The organism is Bacillus sp. BD59S (assembly GCF_007363175.1).
Lineage (GTDB): Bacteria > Bacillota > Bacilli > Bacillales > Bacillaceae_G > Bacillus_A > Bacillus_A pacificus.
Map to the genome: position 1 here is coordinate 846,121 of NZ_CP034686.1, position 18,587 is coordinate 864,707.

Genomic DNA, 18,587 nt, shown 5'->3' on the forward strand with positions numbered 1-18,587 from the left:
TTAGGGATTTCCTAATCGGTTTCTTAAGTAGAGGGGGAGGAATAGTGAAAAGAAAAAATATTTATATATCAATGATAATAATTACCTATTTTTCTTTTTTGCTATATATTGGAGTGAAAATAATTTTCAATCCATACATTGGAGTAGAGGTTAAAAGAGAAGGGGCAACTTTAACTATTACGGATGTTTATAAAAATAGTTGGGGCAGTGAATATTTGAAAGTTAATGATAAAATAATTGAGGTATTCCCTTATTATGATGAATCTTCTGGGAATTTAGAAGGTGCGAAAAAAATAAAAGTTATAAAAAACCACAAAATTATAGAGTATGAAGTGAACTATAATCATTTGTTTAGCCAATTATTTTATCATTTAATTATTCCTTCAATTTTTATTGGGGTTTGTTTAATATATTGTTTTGTATTGTATCGAGATGAAAATTTTAATGAATTACATAGAAATATTATTTTTATTTGTTTAATGCTGTCAATTGGCTATTTTAGTGCTGGTGCTTCGGCGAGAGGAGATATACTATCAAGAGAAATAACAGGTTTATGTTTTAACATAATACCAGTTCTATTAGCCCATAATTTATATTACACTTTTTCATATTTGTTTATAAAAAAACATATTTATAAATTTTTCTATTTTGCTTATATACTATCATTTATTATTTGTATAACTGATTTGCTTGGTCATTCAGTAGATATAAGTAAAGTTACAACTGTAATAAGATTAGTTTTTTTTAGTTTAAGTAACTTATTATTATTTATTTTTATTATAAAAATATATTTTCAGGTGAAAGAGAAAAAAGATGGTCCGGTGCTAAGGATATTTTTATGTGGTCTTTGCATTTCCTTCTTACCGATTTTCATTTTATATGTTATTCCTAAAATATTGTTCGATAAATGTATAGTTCCTGCAGATACTGCTGCATCTTCTTTGATAATTTTACCAACAACATTGTTCTATTTAACTAAACAAGAAATATATTTTGACGTGGATTATTTATTAAAGAAAATTAAACAGTACTCGTTATTTGCGCTGTTTCCTAGCGTTATTATTGTAATGCTTAGTACTAATATAGAAAATGAATTGAGTTATTTATTTTTATTTATTATTTGTTTACTTATATGCTTTAATATTATTTTCTTTTTAAGGGATAACTTAGAGGAAAAATTTAAAAAGCATTTTACTCATCAAAATAGTTTATATAATTTTATAAAAAAGACATCATATATTTATTCATTAGAAGATTTAGTAGATTGCATGAATCAGGAAATACAGGAAGTATTTAATGGTGTAGAGGTTACTTCTTTTAAATTAAGCATGAAGACAAAAATGTGTTGTAGCGAAGTTGCTTTAAACTGTAGTCATGTTGATTTATTGTTTCAAAAATTACTAAACAAAGGAAATGATATATACGAATTAAATAATGTTATTAATGTGGAGAATCAAGTATATTTAGTTTTAGGTGAAAATAAATCAATCTACACGATACTGCATTTAACGGAAAAGTTAAATAGCATTCAATTTAACCCTGAAGAAAAAAAGTGGATTGAAATGCTTATGTATTACGCGTGTATTGTGTTTGAAAACTTGAAGAAAATAGATGTACTTCTTTTAGAAATTAAACAATTAGAAAAAGATACTTCTAAATACCCTTATTGGGTTTCAAGGTTATTCTGTACCATTTCAGAAAAGGAACACATGAAATTAGCAAACGAGATACATGACAATATCTTACAAGATCAACTCTTGATTTATAGAGAGTTCGAGCAAATAACAACTACTTTAAAAGATGGACATGAAATTCCTATTGAAAAAATAGATGTTCTAAAAGAAAATTTATTAGATAATATTTATTTAATTAGAGAAACTTGTAATAATTTAAGACCTGCATTTTTGCAAGAAATTGGAATTAATGAGGCGTTGAAGAATTTAATTCAAAAAATTCAACTTCATGCTAATTTTGAGGTTATATATTACTTTGATGAGTTGCAAAATTTCTCTAATGAGGTAACTATAAATGTTTATAGAATTATACAGGAATTATTAAATAATGCTATAAAACATTCGTATGCAACTAAAGTAATAATAACGCTACAAATAAAGGATGGTAATTGTATTTTAAATTATAAAGATAATGGAGTGGGATTTAATTCTAGGTATACGGAAAACACCAGCTCAATTGGACTTTTTAGTATAAAAGAAAGAGTTCATGCGATGAAAGGAGATATCACTTTTACTTCAGTACCAAGTGAAGGATTAAGTGTAAATATTTCTTTTGTAGAAACAAATATTTGGTAGGAGTTGTAAACAAGGATTATGACTAAAGTAATAATTATTGATGATCATCCAGCTGTAGCGCAAGGAACTAAATATATTCTAGAACAAGAAGGTAATTTTAAAGTTGATATGACCTTTTCTAGTATAGAAGGATTAAAACTGATGGAAAGAAATAAATATGAAGTAGTAATTTTAGATTTACATATGCCTGAAATTAACGGTATAGATTTAGCAAAAATGATTTATAAGAAACATCAGGCTAAAATTATTATTTATACAGGATATAATATAGATAACTATTTTAATTTACTTGTAGAGTGTGGAGTAATTGGATTAGTTAGCAAAACTTCTTCTCCATCACAATTAGTTAATGCAATAAGGTGTGCAATTCGTGATGAAGCAGTGCTACCTGTTACTTTACTAAGGCAGTTACGTCGAACATCTTTAAAAGTATTAGACGATCAGTCTAATATAGATGTAACAGTTACTGAAGAGGAACAAGCTATCCTTATTGAAATAGATAAAGGATTGACTAATAAATCCATATCTCAAAAATTACATGTAAGTCAAAGGACTATAGAACATAGATTGACATTAATATTTCAAAAACTAAACGTCACATCTCGAATAAAGGCAGTAGCAAAAGCAAAAGAATTAGGATTAATTCCTGATAATAAGAATTTAAATGATTAAAGCTCTATTATTTTAATAGAGCTTTAATTATTTAGAAATCAGAAAATTAAATTTTTTAAGATAATTTAGACCGCCAATAAAATGTGGTAATCCGCATTATGTTGGCGGTCTAAATTGTTTGTAAATTCTATATAATAAGAAATTGAAAGGAGGGCTTCATATTTATCTTATTGGTAGCGATATTATTGAAGTAGATAAAGTGAAAGAGTCTATTAATTATTTTGGAAAAAAATATTTACTAAAACTATATACTGATAAAGAGATAGATTATTGTATGAGATTTTATAATACATACGCTCAAAATTTTGCTGCTAGATTTGCTGTAAAGGAAGCAGTTATAAAAATACTTAATCCAAGTGATTATCACATTAGTTTCAGAGATATTGAGTTAGAAAAAAATAATGATGGTTCTTGTAATGTAAGACTTCATAATAATGCAAGGATTTTAGCTAAAAACAAAAATATTAATGATTTTTCTGTAAGTTTAAGTCATGAAGAAAAATATGCATTAGCTACTGTAATAGCTAGTGTTAAACGAGGAGATTAAAAAATGGAAGAGCAAATTAAAATGATTTTGAAAAAATATGGAAAATTAACAGTGGAAGTAGAAGAGTTAAATGAAAATAGTAACTTATATGAAGCTGGTTTGTCTTCTCATTCTAGTGTTAATGTCATGTTAGCATTAGAAACGGAATTTGATATAGAGTTTTCAGATGAACTACTAAGCAAAAAGATGTTTGCTAGTATTACGAATTTAAAAGAAGCTGTTCAAGCAGCCCAGAATTAATTAAAGGAGAGATACTAAAATGATTATTGAAGAACTATCAAAAAAAGATATTATTTTTTCTAACCTTAAAGAAATTGGGAAAGTTATGCAAGATAATGCTGATGATGTAGATAAGAAGGGAAGATTTCCTCATGAAGCAATAAATGCAATGAAAGAGTTTAAACTAATGGGGGCATATATTCCAGAAAATCTTGGTGGTCTTGGATGTAATATGAGGGAATTAGTTGAAATAGGTAAAGAACTTGGTAGATATTGTGCTGCATCAGCAATGATTTGGGCTATGCATCAAATTCAATTAGCTTGCTTAGTACATCATGGTATGCATATGGATTCCATCCGTGATTACCTAAAACGTGCTGCAGAAAACCAACACCTTATTGCATCTATTACTTCAGAAGTAGGTGTAGGAGGAGATATTGGTAGAAGTATTGCAGGTGTGGAGATCACAAATCAAATTGGGACTTTACATAAAAAAGCATCAGTGATTTCTTATGGGAAATATGCGGATTCTTACTTAACGACTGCAAAAAAATCTCTAGATGCTTCTGAAACAGATCAAGTTTTAGTGTTATTTGAGAGTAAAGATACAGTGGCAGAACAGACTACTGTATGGGATCCTATGGGAATGCGTGGAACATGTAGTCCAGGGTTTAATATTCAAGCTACCTTTCCTACAGACTATATCCTAGATACACCATTTAAGGATATTGCAGTCCAAAGTATGGTACCTGTAACTCATATCTTGTGGGCTTCAGTTTGGAGTGGTATGGCAAGAGATGCCGTGTCAAAAGCTCAAAAAGCTACTAAATACAAAATGAAACAAAATTTAAAAAATGGAATTCAGGGCACAGTGAATAGTCAATTAGTAGAAGTTGATAATAAGTTGACACTAATGATTAATAATTTGGATATTTGTACTGATAAATACAGTGGATTAATTAATGAGATTAATACAGATTCTCGAGGCTTATATGCATTAGATTTCACTTTACAACTTAATAATTTAAAAATGGTATCTTCAGAAATGGCTGTAGAGATTGTACAAAAATCAATGTATATCTGTGGAATTGTAGCTTATTTAAATAATACACCATATAGTCTAGGGAGAAGTTTTAGAGATATTATGTCATCGGTAGTTATGATTCATAATGATCGTTTATATGCAACAAATTCTTCATTACTTATGTTACAAAAATAAATTTAGATAGGGGAAATAGAAAATGGAAGCAGTACTTACAAAATCATTATTAGATGAAGTTATTGAAGCAGGACATTTTATTCCAACAGGTGTTAAAGGTGTTTATGGTAAAGGAAAAGATATGAATCAGTTACTAATTAATCTGGAAAAATATATTTCAGATATAGGTCGTACTTCTGATACAGAAATAATGATGTTCCCTCCAGTAATGAATAAATTGAATATAGAGAAAACGGAATATTTAAAATCTTTCCCGCATTTATTAGGGAGCGTTCATGCTTTCTTTGGAGATGAGGAAAATCATAAACAAATGTTAGATAAAATCAGTAATCAAGAGGATTGGACAACTGAATTTAAACATACTGATGTGGTTATGACACCAGCTGCATGTTATCCTGTTTATCCAAATCTATCTGGTGATTTACCTGAAAACGGAAGGGTTGTTGAGGTATCATCATTTTGTTATCGACATGAGCCATCTGATGAACCAACAAGGATGCAATCTTTTAAAATGATTGAGTTTGTAAAAGCAGGTACACCTGATGATGTGAAAACTTGGAGACAAGAATGGCTTGAAAAAGCTCAAGTGGTTTTATCTAATTTAGAATTAAACTATGAAGTAGAGATTGCGAACGATCCGTTTTTTGGAAATGGAGGTAGATTGCTTAAAATTAATCAAAATCAATTGGAACTGAAATATGAGATTGTTATACCTATAAATAGTTTTGAGAAACCTACTGCGGTTGTTTCTTCTAATTATCATCAAGATCATTTTGCTAAAAAGCATCAAATTTTCACAGAAACTGGAGAGGTAGCTCATACATCTTGTATTGGTTTTGGCTTAGAAAGGTTAGCTTTAGCGCTACTTAAAACACACGGTCTAAATGTATCTCTATGGCCTGAAAGTGTCAAAAAAGAGCTTAATTTATAAAGATGAGGGGGTGTTTTAACTGAAAAAGTATACACTAATTGGAACACTGGTATTAATACTCTCAGCCTTTTTGTCTTCAATTAATCAGGTTTTCTATGCAAAGTGGGTTCAAGATATAGATCCATTTGTATATAGCTTTTTAAGCTTTTCTATAACATTGCTATTTTTCTTAAGTTTAACTGTTCTTAAAAGTATTAAAGTTAAAAAATCTAATATTAAGTTAAATAATAAAATAACAGGTATGAATAGTATAGTCGTATTAAATATAATTACAGCGATAATATTTATATGTTTTTATTATGCGAACAAGTATATAGAACCGGCTATTGTAAGTGCAATTGAAATAGGGATTGGCCCTATAATAGCATTAGTTTTAAGTTTAATTATTCAAAAAAGTAATATATTAAAATTTGATATTTACGTCTGTCTGGGTATATTGATAGGAACTTTAATTCTAGTTTGGGCTTCGTTAAGCGGTAAGTCAGGGATAGCAAGTGACGCTTCATTCACGTATAAAGGTTTATTGGCAACATTTACGGCTGGAATAGGTATGGTTTTAGCAACTATTTATTCTAAAAAGTTAAGTCAAGCTGGATGGAGTACATACGAAATTTTAGCTCACAGATTTTATATGTTAGTGCCTGTCACAATAGTTTTTGTTCTAAATAAAAAAGCTTCTTATATCCTTGATGTATTTCAAAGTAACTGGAATTGGATAATTTTATTTACATTTTTAGGTTTAATTATTCCATTATACCTAATTCAGGTAGGAATAAAATATTGTAATCCACTTTTTGTGTCGGTCACTCTAACACTCGGGCCAGTCTTTACTTTTGTTTTTCAATTGTTAGATCCAAGAGTTAAGTGGTCATGGATATCGCTATCTGGGATTGGATGCCTTTGTGTATTTGTAATAATCAAAATGTTCATTCAAAATGTGGGTTTAAATAAGGAAAAACCAAAAGGGGAGAAATTAAAGCATGCGTAATGATGATTATTGTGTCATTGTAGATGCCTATTCTACAGGAAATCAAATGGCAAAACATTTTAAAGAATATGGATTTGAGGTAATTCACGTACAAAGTTCAAAAATTATCTCTTCTGTTTTTGAACCTTCATTTAGAAGAGAAGAATTTGAAATTAATATTATTCATAATGGAAATCTAATAGAAACATTAGAACAAATTAAACAGTATAATCCTAAACATATTGTTCCAGGTGCTGAAACAGGGGTAGAACTAGCTAATGAACTGGCTAAGGAATTGTATTTACTAAGAAATGATGATGATAAAGTACATGCTAGACGAAATAAATTCATAATGAATGAATTAATTAGGGAAGAAAAGCTTCCAGCGGTAGAACAGTTGAAAACTAACGATCCAGAAAAAGCTATCGACTGGGCTCTTGATCTTAATAAGTGGCCTGTTGTAGTTAAGCCTCTTCATAGTGCAGCTTCTGATGGAGTAGCCTTTTGTTACAATGAGAATGAATTAAAAGATGCTTTTAATAAGATTGTTAATATAGAGAACTCACTTGGAATATTAAATGATGAAGTTTTAGTTCAACGCTACCTTGAAGGACCTCACTATGTAGTTAATGCTATGACACATGAAGGAAAACATTTTATAACAGATATATGGAGACATGATTTCTTTAAAGGAAATGGCACAACTGTCATTTATGACAAAATTCAACTGATGCCATATGATCGTAAACATTATTATGAGATGACTAAATATGTTGAGGATATTATTACTATTTTGGGAATTCAATATGGTCCAACTCACACGGAGGTTAGATTGACAAATGAAGGGCCTAGATTAGTTGAAGTGAATTGTAGAACTATGGGTCTCTCATTAAAAGAAGAAGTAATTTCAGATGCACTATCTTATAGCCATTCTTCATTAGCGGTTGATTGTTATGCTAATCCGAAAAAATTATTAGAGACGTTACAAAACCAAGAAAACTATTGTATTAAAAAGTATATTTCTGTAGTATTTTTAAATTCGCAGCAAGAAGGAGTAATTGAAAGTATCGATGGAATAGACTTCGTCAAAGGATTATTATCTTTTGCAGATATACAATTAAGTAAAAATGTAGGAGATAATTTATACAAAACTACTAATGTAGAGACGCATCCTGGATTTGTTATATTAACTAGTACATCAAAAGAGCAAATTGAAAATGATTACCTTGAGCTACGTAGACTTGAAGAATCAGAAGGATTCTTTAAAACTAAAATGCTTGTCAAAAAATAAATACCTATATATACAGCATGTTTTTAGTAAAAACATGCTGTATATAATTTCTATAAAAGAGGTTATATCTATGGGCGGATACTTTGAATTTTTAAGAAAGAAAGATGATGCAGAGTTTACGTTATTCTGCTTTCCTCATGCTGGAGGAACAAGTGAGTTATATAAGAATTGGGATGAAATTATAAACGAAAATTGCAATGTGTGTATACTAACTCTACCAGGAAGAGGGAGAATGGCTTTAGAAAGGCCGTTTCAAGATATAAGTAAGGTGTTAGAACAGCTGAGCCGAGATATTGAAAGCCTTTTAGAAAAACCATTTATCTTTTTTGGTCATAGTATGGGCGCATTAATAAGTTATGAATTAGCTAAATTATTACAGAAAAATTTAAAAAAACAACCAGATCATATATATGTATCAAGCTATCCCGCTCCTCATTTATTAAATGAAAATCTAATTAAAGATGAAATAAATGATGCAGAGTTAATAATAAAATTAAAAGAATTAAATGGAACACCAAAAGAAATATTAAGCCATAAAAGGTTTATAAAAATGTTACTTCCTATTATAAGGGCGGATTTTGCAGTTTTAAATTCTTATAACTTTAAAGAAGGGGTAATTCTTGATTGTCCAATAACAGCTATTATTGGTACTAATGACAATTTAAATATTGAACAGGCAAAAGAGTGGTTTAAGCATACTACTAATATGTTTACTTTAAAAATTTATCATGGGGATCACTTCTATTTAAATGATTTTAGTATACAAAATGAGTTGGGGCAATTAATTGAAAAGGATTTCGCAAAATTATAAATGAAAATTTAATTTAGTTTACTAATTATTGAACCAGGGGGTATTTATGCGACAAGATGAGAATTTGCCACATTTGCATCAAAGCTTAAAAGAGAGGCATATTACACTTATGTCTCTTGGTTCTACTATTGGAGTAGGATTATTTTTAGGTTCCGCATCTGCTATTAAATTAGCCGGTCCATCTATTTTATTTGCATATACTATAGCTGGATTTGCTATTTTTTTTATAATGAGAGCGTTAGGGGAAATGACTATTCATAGACCCATATCAGGATCTTTTGGCCAGTATGCATATGACTATTTAGGTCCACTAGTGGGATACCTAACTGGTTGGAATTATTGGTTTTTATGGGTTATAACCTGTATGGCTGAAATAACCGCTATTGGTGTATATATGCAATATTGGTTTCCAAATACACCACGTTGGTTATGGGCCCTATTGGCACTATTATTAATGAGTATTTGTAATTTTATGGCTGTAAAGCTTTATGGAGAATTAGAGTTTTGGTTTTCGCTTATAAAGATAGTGACTATTATTTTTATGATTGTTGTTGGGACAGGGATGATTTTATTTGGTATAGGTAATCAGGGGATTCCTACTGGAATTCATAATTTATGGGATCACGGCGGGATATTCCCTAATGGTATAAAAGGGTTTTTACTTTCATTACAAATAGCATTATATGGATATTTAGGAATAGAGATGATTGGTCTAACAGTAGGAGAAGCCCAAAATCCTAAAAAGTCAATTTCAAAGGCAATAAATAATGTGTTTTGGAGAATTTTAATATTTTATGTAGGAGCTTTATTTGTAATAATGTCAATTTATCCATGGAATAGTATTGGAGATCAAGGAAGTCCATTTGTATTGACTTTTGAGCAAATAGGTATAGCTAAGGCAGCGGCTATAATAAATTTTGTAGTGGTAACAGCAGCACTTTCTTCATGTAATGGAGGGTTATTTAGTACAGGTCGAATGTTATTTACATTGGCGAGACAAGGTAAGGCACCTCGGGCATTTGGAGAATTAGGTAAAAATGGAGTTCCTATTAAATCGACGTTAGTAACATCCGCTGTTTTATTAATAGGAGTAGTCCTAAATTATTTGGTGCCAGGAAAAGTGTTTACTTGGTTAACTAGTATTGCTACATTTGCAGCGATTTGGACATGGATAATAATAATAATATCTCAGTTGCAATTTAGAAAAAAATTATCTAATACGGAAAAGAAAAAGTTATCATATAAAATTCCCTTTTTTCCGTATAGTTCCTATATGACTCTAATGTTTTTATTAGTTATTTTAGTAACTATGCTATATTCGGATGACAACCGCATAGCGTTAATCGTTGGTCCTATATGGATTTTAATGCTAACAGGAATCTATTATAAAAAGTTTAAAAAAGATAGCACGTTAAGTCATCGAAATCAACGAACCTCCTAAATTGATTTTTAAAAAATTTAAGGGGATGACTATTATTGTGGGATGGGCCACCATCCAAAGTAAGAAAATCTTGGGCATGTGCTTAATTATTAAAGAATGCAGATCTAATAGGTTAGCAGATGGTGGCTCATTTTAATTTAAAGTTAGTTAAGAAGAACTAGGGAAGGGTAAGAACTCTAGAAAGATTTTTAATTGCTTTTTTTAACTATGGTTTGTTTATTTTCAACAAAATAATATCATTAATAAATAAAAAAACTTTATACTTAGATTTACATTTTTTTATTTTGTCTGAAATTTTAAAGATAATTATATATTTATTAGAAAAAAATTAGGTTTAGGAGTGTTAATTATGCCAAAAAATACAGTAGAAGAAATTATGAAAGCAAGAAAAAGTGTGAAAAAATACGAAAAAGGAATAAAAATCCCTCAAGATCAAATAGAAGATATTTTAAAATTAGCTACTACTGCCCCTTCAGCTTGGAATTTGCAGCATTGGAGATATATAGTTATTTCGTCAGAAGATGGTAAGAATCGCTTATTACCAATTGCGTATAATCAAAATCAAGTAGTAGATTCATCTGTAACAATAGTAATTTTGGGAGACTTAGAAGCTAATAAATCTGCCTATGAAATATATAATCAAGCAGTTAAAGAGGGACATATGAATCAGCAAGTTTGTGAAACTTTAATCGATCAAATTGAAAGTGCCTATAAACATAATAAATCATTCGCAAGAGATGAAGCTATTTTAAATTCATCATTATTTGCAATGCAGATTATGCTGTCAGCGAAATCAAAAGGGTATGATACCTGTGCGATGGGGGGATTTAATAAAGCAGCGCTTATAAAAGAATTAAATATTTCAAGTCGCTTTGTACCAGTTATGTTATTGACAATTGGTAAGGCGGCAGAACCGGCTTATCCAAGTTCTCGTATTTCATTGGATAGATTGGCACTTAGAGAAGAATTCTAATAAAACAATAAGAAATGGAATGATGAATAGCTATGCGAGAAAAAAAGAGATTAGCAATAATTGGCTCGGGTGTTTCTGGTTTGTGTACCTTTAATTATTTAATTAAGGAATTCAAACTTTTAAACGTAGACCTAAATATAACAATGTATGACAGGAACGCTATGATTGGGCCTGGATTACCATATCAGGAAGATTATGATGTCTTATTATTAAATAGACATTCTCAACAAATGTCCGTGTTCAATGAAGAACCTGATGACTTTTGGCAGTGGTATAAAAAGAAACATGAAGTACATTTTTTTCTAGATGAATTCCTTCCAAGACGTTTTTTTGGACAATACCTTAATGAAACTTTTCATAAATCATTAAAAATAGCTAAAGATAAAAATATTTATGTAGATGTTAAGTTTGATGAGGTTGTTAATATACAAGCCATAAATGATGATAAATTTATTGTAACATCTTTGAAGGATAGAACAGAGTATGATTACGTGGTATTGTGTCTAGGTCACACTAAATTATCTGATTATTACGAATTGGAAGGTAACGAAAAATTTATTTATGACCCTTATCCGTTAATAAAAACCTTAAATAATATAAATGATAAAGAGGACATAGGTATTTTAGGATCTAGTTTGACTAGCATTGATGTTAGTGTAGTTTTGAAAGAGAAAGGGCATCTGGGGAAAATCCATATGTTATCAAGAAATGGATTGCTTCCAGCTGTTAGGGGGAATATTCAGCCGTATAAATTAAACTTTTTTACTGAAGAAACTCTAAATGAGTTACTTTTAAAGAATAATAATGAAATTACACTTGAACAGATAATTAATATTCTAAGTAAAGAATGTCAGTATGTCGGTTTGGATTTGAATAACATGATATACAAAAGAAAACATAACCTAACACCTAGTCAAGCAATAGAAAGCGATATGAAAAATCTAAATGAGATAGGTTTATGGCAATCGATTCTAATGACGGTAAATGATGTGATTAGTGAATATTGGTATTATCTAAATCCAAATGATAAGATGGTGTATTTGAAAAAATATGAACGCTTATTTATGAGTGAAAGGAATCCTATGCCTATATTAAATGCAAAGAAGATTTTAGAAATGTTAAAAGAAAACAGGCTTGTGGTTAAAAAAGGAATAAAAGATATAAAAATTATAAATGATCAGTTTCAAGCTTATTTTAAAGATTCTGAAGAAAAATATGGATACATTGTTAATGCAGTGGGATCTACAAAGTATTTACACAAATCTTGTAGAGATCAATTATTAGATCATTTAATAGAGTTTGGAACAGTAAAACTAAATAATTATGGTGGTATTGAAGTAGATTTTAAATCTGGAAGTATTATTAATGCAAATGGTAAGGTAAATAAGCAGCTAAAAGCTTTAGGGCATATTACTTGTGGAACTTATTATTTCACAAGTTCTGTTGAAATGATATCTAAGCAGGCAAAACTAATATCAAATGATATTTTAGAACATATGTCTAAAATCGCATTGGTGAGTGTATGAAATTGAATTTCAGAATGGTTAAGAATAAAAATAATTTACTTTTAATAACTTTAATTTGCTTAGTGTGTATACCTCAACTATCTATTAGTTTATATTTACCTTCATTACCTCATATGTCAAATGATTTTAATACTGGAAATGATTTAATGCAATTAACATTAAGTATATATATGGTTGGATATGCCATATCAACTTTAGCTTGTGGAATATTTTCTGATAGATATGGGAATAAACCAGTAATTACTTTTGGATTGTTCTTATATTTATTGGCAACAGTTATTTGTTTATATACCTCAAATATTTATGTTTTAATTTTGGGTAGATTTCTTCAAGCACTTGGAGGCGGTTGTGGTACGGTACTGGCTAGAGTTATTGCTAAAGAAAAGTTTAAAGATAAAGAACAATTGAATGTACTTACAAATTTATCGACGGCAATTGCAGTTACACCAGCAATTGCACCAGCGATTGGAAGCTTTATTCAGACGTATTTAAGTTGGAGATATTGCTTTGTATTTTTATTAGTTCTTGTGTCTATCGTTTTAATTTTAACTTTATGCATTTTAGAAAAAGAAAAAAATGTACAAGGTAAAAAGAATATAAATTTAAAATCTATATTTAATAATTATAAATTATTACTAACACATAAAATATTTTTAGCTTATAGTGTTGCTATAGGACTTGCTTGGTGCGCATATTATACATTTATTCAATCATCTTCTTTTGTATTACAAGGATTCTTTCATGTTAGCCCAAAATCATATAGTTTAATGTATGCTTTGGTAATTATAGGATATATTATGGGGACCACTTTTACTAGAAGAAATGGGAGTAGGGTAGGCCTAAATAAAGTAATTATGTATGAAAGCTATATTGCCCTTTTTTCTTCAATATTAATGGTAATAGCCGTTTGGATTATTCCTTATAATCCATTTGGTATAATATTCCCGATGATGTTACTAATGATTGGTGTAGGAGGGATTTTTCCTGCATGTCAGGCTGCAGTAATGAAACCATTTAATGAAATTGTAGGGACCGCTTCAGGATTGTTTTTCTTTATACAAATGATATTTGGCTTCTGTTGTGGCCTTATACTTAGTGCTTTTAATATGACATCGCAGCTTCCAATGGTCTTAACTATTTTAGTTTGTTGTATTCTGTTAGTTGCAAGCTTTTACCAATTAATTTATAGGAATTTTAAAGAAATAAAACGTGCTTAATAGCATTCAATTTAATAAACCTTCAAAATAACTACTTAAAAACCAGTTATCTGAAGATAACTGGTTTTTATTTATATAGATCAAGATTTTAAAAAAGCTATTATTGTAGCTACACCGATGGTTGTTATAATTGTATTTCTTATAAGAGTATTTAGAAGTTACATCACTTACAGGTTATAGTAATAATCAAATTGTACTAAAAATTTAGTTAGTATGCAAAAAATGAGAAGAATGTTTGACACTCTTCTCATTTTCTGTGATTAGGGTCTGCATACTCACCAAATATGCAGTTGAGTAGATTGATGGATAAACAATCTACTCAACTATTATAACAAAATAATTAAAGCATTAGATATGTAATGTTACATATTTGGTGCTAATAAAGTTGATATTCGTTCTTTTAGTTAGAAAGATGTTATTGCCTGAAGTAATTAAGAATATTAATTTAGAAATTGTTGAGGGAGTATTTCAACTGTATAACAACATTTATAAATTCTAATATAAGGTTGTATATTTATTACCTGTTGTGGTAGTTATAAGATTATTTTTAATAATAAAAATGAGAAGAATATTTATCATTCTTCTCACTTTTAGTAATTAAGGTTGCCTACATACATTTTCGTATGTGTGGATTCGATGAATGTAAGATCCACATAACTATTATAACAAAATGATTAAAGGTCTTCATATGCAATATTGCATATGAAAAGTAGATATAATAGCACGGTTTTTTTTATGATTAGAATTATTATTGTATTCTTTCTGTTTTTATCTGTGAAATTATGAAGGGCTATGATGTTTCATTGTGGGTGAAAGAATACAAATCTTTCGTAAGTGAACCTAGTATTATTAATTTCTAGACACACATCTTTTTATGAAAATATAGAAGTGAATTTCAATAATTCTTATTTATCTTATAAGAATTATAAGGTATAATAAAATTAGGTGCAAAGATGCACTATTTGAAAAAGAGTTCAAGGCAAAAAAGGAATCCGTAAAGGATTCCTTTTTTTGTTTTTTAGAAAATGAAACAAATTTGTAATTATCTCCTTTAATTCACTGGTTTTAAAGTTAGTTACTATATACTTTATTAAAAAGCCAGTACAACCATAATGTGAAGTCTCGATAATATTGAACTTGAATATACAATTGCGATTAATTATTATACTAGTCTGCCAAATAATCAATTTAAATCAGAACATTCAGAATTTAAGGGGTTGCTTTTAAATTATATATTAATGAATTATGCCTCCGTAGATAAAACAAATTGAGTTCAGATAAACGAAGAACATAGAATACATAATTTTTAACTAGATTTATTGTTAACTAATTTATCCCCATCACCAAGCTCCGCCTCAATCTGCGAAGTTTTCGATGACTCATCCATACGCCAATACGTAATAAAGCTGATCGCGATACATCCAGCTACGTAGAAGTAGAATAGTGATTCCATTCCGATACTTTTTAGCCATAATGCGATGAACTCAGCTGTTCCGCCGAATATCGCAACTGTTAGTGCATAGGGTAAACCTACGCCTAGTGCGCGAATTTCAGTTGGGAAGAGTTCTGCTTTTACAATTGCGTTAATTGATGTGTAACCAGTAACGATAATGAGGCCGACCATCATGAGTAAAAATGCTACCATTGGTTCTGTCGTTTTTTCCATGAAGAAGAAGATCGGCGCTGTTAGTAATGTTCCGAGAATACCGAATGCCATTAATAGTGGGCGGCGTCCGATTTTATCGGATAGTAGACCCGCAATTGGTTGAAGTACGACGAAAATAAGTAGTGCGACAAAGTTAATCCAACTTACAACTTCTTTTGGAAGACCGACTGTGTTTACCATGAACTTTTGTAAATATGTTGTGTACGTATAGAATGCGACAGTGCCTCCGAGTGTTAGGCCGACTACTGTTAATACTGCTTTAGGATGTTTCATAAGCGCGCGAACGGTTCCTGCGCTTTTTCGATTTTGTGATTTTACGTTTGCGAACTGCTCCGATTCATCCATCGTGCGGCGAAGCCATAATACAGCTACTGCGCCCATCGCTCCAATAATGAATGGAATGCGCCAGCCCCAAGCTTTCATATCTGGTTCGCTTAGTAATTGCTGAAGAACAATTTGAACGCCTAACGCAACCATCTGTCCAGCAACGAGCGTTACATATTGGAAACTTGAATAAAAACCGCGGCGTCCACTACTAGCCATTTCAGATAAATACGTTGCGGAAGTTCCGTACTCTCCGCCAAGTGATAATCCTTGCAGTAAACGAGCAAGAACTAAAATAATAGGTGCCATAATACCGATACTTTCGTAACTCGGTGTACAGGCGATAATGAAAGAACCGCCGGCCATAACGGTAATAGAAAGCGTTAGTGCTGCCCGGCGTCCGTGCCGATCCGCATAACGTCCCATTAATAAACTTCCGATAGGGCGCATTAAAAATCCAACTGCGAAAATAGCTGCTGTGTTCAGTAACTGACTCGTTGGATCGCCTTTAGGAAAGAACTCCGCTGAGAAGTAAACAGCGAAAGCAGAGTAAACGTACCAGTCGTACCATTCAATTAAATTGCCGACAGAACCTTTGAAAATATTGCCGGCGACTCGGTTAGATTTTGCTTGAGCCATAATTATTCCTCCTCTTGCTTAGTAATAAAAGGTATATATATGAAAGCGTGTTCATTGTAGTTGAATTGTACTGTCTATAGAATTAAATCTCAATATTATGACAATTTTATTCTTTTTGTACTTTATGTACATGGAGAGTTTTAATAGTTGCTTCATTATTCGTTTTGTCATAATAATAGAAAAAGGAGATTGATAGTTTTGAATATTTTATCAAAGGATATGAAGTATGAAGAAATCACGCAAAGTGTCATTACAAACGAAAATAGTAAGTTTAATTATTACGTTAATTTTATTTGTCGTTCTCCTGTTAGCGGGGATATTTGTTTACATTCAGTCCGTTGATACGAAGCGCCAAGTGGAGCAGCTAGCACTGCAAACGGCTAAATCTCTTTCTTTTATGCCAGCTATAAAAGAGGCTTTTCAATATAACGAACATAAAAGTACAATCCAATCCATTGCGGAACAAGTTCGTGAGCAAGCTGGTGCAGATTATGTAATTGTGGAAGATCGGTATGGGGTTATGTATTCCCATTCTAATTCGGAGTTAATTGGCACAAAGAGTAACAATCCATATAACTATGAAGCACTCACTTTTGGTGGCTATTATACGCTCGAAGGAAATGGTACAAGTGGTCCAGCTTTAATGGCTAAGGCACCTATTATTGTTCATAACGGGGACTATGATCAAGTAGTAGGCGTTGTGACAGTAGAGTTTTTAATAAAAGGTATTGAATCTAACATATTGAGTAGAACGAAAGAAATTATACTCTTTTCCTTAGCGGTATTAGTAGCCGGCATTGTTGGTGGCATTCTTTTAGCGCGTAGCATTCGTAAAGATACACTCGGTTTAGAGCCGAATGAAATCGCAGCGTTATACCGGGAAAGAAGCGCGATACTACTATCTATAAAAGAAGGAATTATCGCCATTGATCAAAACGGTTTTATTACGATGATGAACACATCAGCAGAAGAAATGCTTCATGTACATGATGATTATATGCAGCAGCACATTTCAAAAGTTTTACCGGAATTTCATATGGAGAGAGTACTAGAAAACGATCAAGAAATCGTATTTCAAGATAAAGTGTTTATTTTAAACATGACACCGATACTTGAAAACAACAGTACGGTAGGAGTTGTATGTAGTTTTAGAGATAAAACAGAACTGCAAAACCTTGTAAACACAATATCTGAGGTGAGAAAGTATTCAGAGGACTTACGTGCTCAAACGCATGAATTTACAAATAAACTTTTCGTCTTATCGGGATTATTGCAATTAGGGCATTACAAAGAAGCAATTGAATTTATCCAACAAGAATCTAATATTCATCAAAGCCAAAACCATATTTTATTCCATCAAATTCATGATGCGAAAGTACAAGCTATTTTATTAGGAAAAATCGGAACAGCGTCTGAAAAGAAAATTGATTTTCATATTGAAGGAGATAGTGCACTTCATCCGTTACCAGACCATATAAAAGTTTCACACCTTATTACGATCCTTGGAAACATAATCGATAATGCATTTGATGCGGTGAATGAACGAGAGGAAAAGAGTGTTTCTTTCTTTGTTACAGATATTGGGCACGATATTGTGTTTGAAGTGATAGATAGCGGGATAGGAATACCGGAAGAAAAAATCACGACCATTTTTCAAAAAGGATTTTCAACGAAAGGAAATAATCGTGGTTATGGGCTAGCAAACGTGAAAGAAATGGTAGATGTACTAGAAGGAACGATTGAAATTCAAAACGAGAAAAATGGGGGAGCTATTTTTACAATTTACCTTCCGAAAACATTGAAAGAAAGTACATGACAAACAGGGAGATGGGCAT

At 30.8% G+C, this 18,587-nt stretch carries 15 protein-coding genes; 14 read left to right on the forward strand and 1 reads right to left on the reverse strand.

All coding sequences use genetic code 11. The features are described 5' to 3' along the window. Positions 1-44: 44 nt before the first annotated feature. The 13 genes from EKQ63_RS30140 (at position 45) to EKQ63_RS06295 (ending at position 14,123) form a co-directional block, all read left to right on the forward strand. Positions 45-2,309: a sensor histidine kinase gene (locus EKQ63_RS30140; RefSeq protein ID WP_223290780.1), complete on the forward strand. Its 2,265-nt coding sequence runs from the start codon at positions 45-47 to the stop codon at positions 2,307-2,309. 18 nt (positions 2,310-2,327) lie between these two features. Next, positions 2,328-2,981 (forward strand): response regulator transcription factor, encoded by a 654-nt coding sequence (locus EKQ63_RS06240; protein ID WP_000169852.1) that lies wholly within the window; start codon positions 2,328-2,330, stop codon positions 2,979-2,981. Positions 2,982-3,123: 142 nt separating this feature from the next. Next, positions 3,124-3,528, forward strand: coding sequence for a holo-ACP synthase (acpS, locus tag EKQ63_RS06245; RefSeq protein WP_000675803.1), 405 nt, complete (start codon positions 3,124-3,126; stop codon positions 3,526-3,528). 3 nt (positions 3,529-3,531) lie between these two features. Then, the gene (locus EKQ63_RS06250) at positions 3,532-3,768 is read left to right on the forward strand and encodes an acyl carrier protein (protein WP_000392448.1); all 237 of its coding nucleotides are present in this window, start codon (positions 3,532-3,534) and stop codon (positions 3,766-3,768) included. A 19-nt stretch (positions 3,769-3,787) separates the two neighbouring features. Then, on the forward strand, positions 3,788-4,966 hold the full coding sequence (locus EKQ63_RS06255) for an acyl-CoA dehydrogenase family protein (protein WP_078421633.1): 1,179 nt from the start codon (positions 3,788-3,790) through the stop codon (positions 4,964-4,966). 22 nt (positions 4,967-4,988) lie between these two features. Continuing rightward, on the forward strand, positions 4,989-5,897 hold the full coding sequence (locus EKQ63_RS06260; protein WP_143880852.1) for an amino acid--[acyl-carrier-protein] ligase: 909 nt from the start codon (positions 4,989-4,991) through the stop codon (positions 5,895-5,897). 46 nt (positions 5,898-5,943) lie between these two features. After that, positions 5,944-6,885, forward strand: a complete 942-nt coding sequence (locus tag EKQ63_RS06265) for a DMT family transporter (RefSeq protein ID WP_143880853.1) — start codon at positions 5,944-5,946, stop codon at positions 6,883-6,885. Further along, positions 6,878-8,155 (forward strand): ATP-grasp domain-containing protein, encoded by a 1,278-nt coding sequence (locus tag EKQ63_RS06270; protein WP_143880854.1) that lies wholly within the window; start codon positions 6,878-6,880, stop codon positions 8,153-8,155. The genes EKQ63_RS06265 and EKQ63_RS06270 overlap by 8 nt, the downstream gene beginning before the upstream one ends. A gap of 70 nt (positions 8,156-8,225) precedes the next feature. Then, entirely contained in the window at positions 8,226-8,966 is a 741-nt protein-coding gene (locus tag EKQ63_RS06275) for a thioesterase II family protein (RefSeq protein ID WP_143880855.1), read from the forward strand. Positions 8,967-9,012: 46 nt separating this feature from the next. Then, the gene (locus tag EKQ63_RS06280) at positions 9,013-10,407 is read left to right on the forward strand and encodes an amino acid permease (protein ID WP_001248298.1); all 1,395 of its coding nucleotides are present in this window, start codon (positions 9,013-9,015) and stop codon (positions 10,405-10,407) included. A gap of 349 nt (positions 10,408-10,756) precedes the next feature. Beyond that, positions 10,757-11,380 (forward strand): nitroreductase family protein, encoded by a 624-nt coding sequence (locus tag EKQ63_RS06285; protein WP_143880856.1) that lies wholly within the window; start codon positions 10,757-10,759, stop codon positions 11,378-11,380. A 32-nt stretch (positions 11,381-11,412) separates the two neighbouring features. Continuing rightward, entirely contained in the window at positions 11,413-12,906 is a 1,494-nt protein-coding gene (locus EKQ63_RS06290; protein WP_143880857.1) for an FAD/NAD(P)-binding protein, read from the forward strand. Further along, the gene (locus EKQ63_RS06295) at positions 12,903-14,123 is read left to right on the forward strand and encodes a multidrug effflux MFS transporter (protein ID WP_143880858.1); all 1,221 of its coding nucleotides are present in this window, start codon (positions 12,903-12,905) and stop codon (positions 14,121-14,123) included. The genes EKQ63_RS06290 and EKQ63_RS06295 overlap by 4 nt, the downstream gene beginning before the upstream one ends. A gap of 1,306 nt (positions 14,124-15,429) precedes the next feature. Here the strand turns inward: EKQ63_RS06295 and EKQ63_RS06300 are convergent. Further along, a complete protein-coding gene (locus EKQ63_RS06300; RefSeq protein WP_143880859.1) occupies positions 15,430-16,752 on the reverse strand; it encodes an MFS transporter in 1,323 nt (440 codons plus the stop codon). A 226-nt stretch (positions 16,753-16,978) separates the two neighbouring features. On the opposite strand from EKQ63_RS06300, the gene EKQ63_RS06305 reads away from it, so the two are divergent. Beyond that, positions 16,979-18,568: an ATP-binding protein gene (locus EKQ63_RS06305; RefSeq protein WP_143880860.1), complete on the forward strand. Its 1,590-nt coding sequence runs from the start codon at positions 16,979-16,981 to the stop codon at positions 18,566-18,568. The last annotated feature ends 19 nt before the right edge of the window (positions 18,569-18,587 follow it).

What these genes read in the sequence shown, in the direction of transcription:
- EKQ63_RS06255 (WP_078421633.1), top strand. Translation starts at nt 3,788, where the DNA reads ATGATTATTGAAGAACTATCAAAAAAAGATATTATTTTTTCTAACCTT.
- EKQ63_RS06250 (WP_000392448.1), top strand. Translation starts at nt 3,532, where the DNA reads ATGGAAGAGCAAATTAAAATGATTTTGAAAAAATATGGAAAATTAACA.
- EKQ63_RS06285 (WP_143880856.1), top strand. Translation starts at nt 10,757, where the DNA reads ATGCCAAAAAATACAGTAGAAGAAATTATGAAAGCAAGAAAAAGTGTG.
- EKQ63_RS06290 (WP_143880857.1), top strand. Translation starts at nt 11,413, where the DNA reads ATGCGAGAAAAAAAGAGATTAGCAATAATTGGCTCGGGTGTTTCTGGT.
- EKQ63_RS06295 (WP_143880858.1), top strand. Translation starts at nt 12,903, where the DNA reads ATGAAATTGAATTTCAGAATGGTTAAGAATAAAAATAATTTACTTTTA.
- EKQ63_RS06275 (WP_143880855.1), top strand. Translation starts at nt 8,226, where the DNA reads ATGGGCGGATACTTTGAATTTTTAAGAAAGAAAGATGATGCAGAGTTT.
- EKQ63_RS06300 (WP_143880859.1), bottom strand. Translation starts at nt 16,752, where the DNA reads ATGGCTCAAGCAAAATCTAACCGAGTCGCCGGCAATATTTTCAAAGGT.
- EKQ63_RS06305 (WP_143880860.1), top strand. Translation starts at nt 16,979, where the DNA reads ATGAAGAAATCACGCAAAGTGTCATTACAAACGAAAATAGTAAGTTTA.
- EKQ63_RS06270 (WP_143880854.1), top strand. Translation starts at nt 6,878, where the DNA reads ATGCGTAATGATGATTATTGTGTCATTGTAGATGCCTATTCTACAGGA.
- EKQ63_RS06280 (WP_001248298.1), top strand. Translation starts at nt 9,013, where the DNA reads ATGCGACAAGATGAGAATTTGCCACATTTGCATCAAAGCTTAAAAGAG.
- EKQ63_RS06260 (WP_143880852.1), top strand. Translation starts at nt 4,989, where the DNA reads ATGGAAGCAGTACTTACAAAATCATTATTAGATGAAGTTATTGAAGCA.
- EKQ63_RS06240 (WP_000169852.1), top strand. Translation starts at nt 2,328, where the DNA reads ATGACTAAAGTAATAATTATTGATGATCATCCAGCTGTAGCGCAAGGA.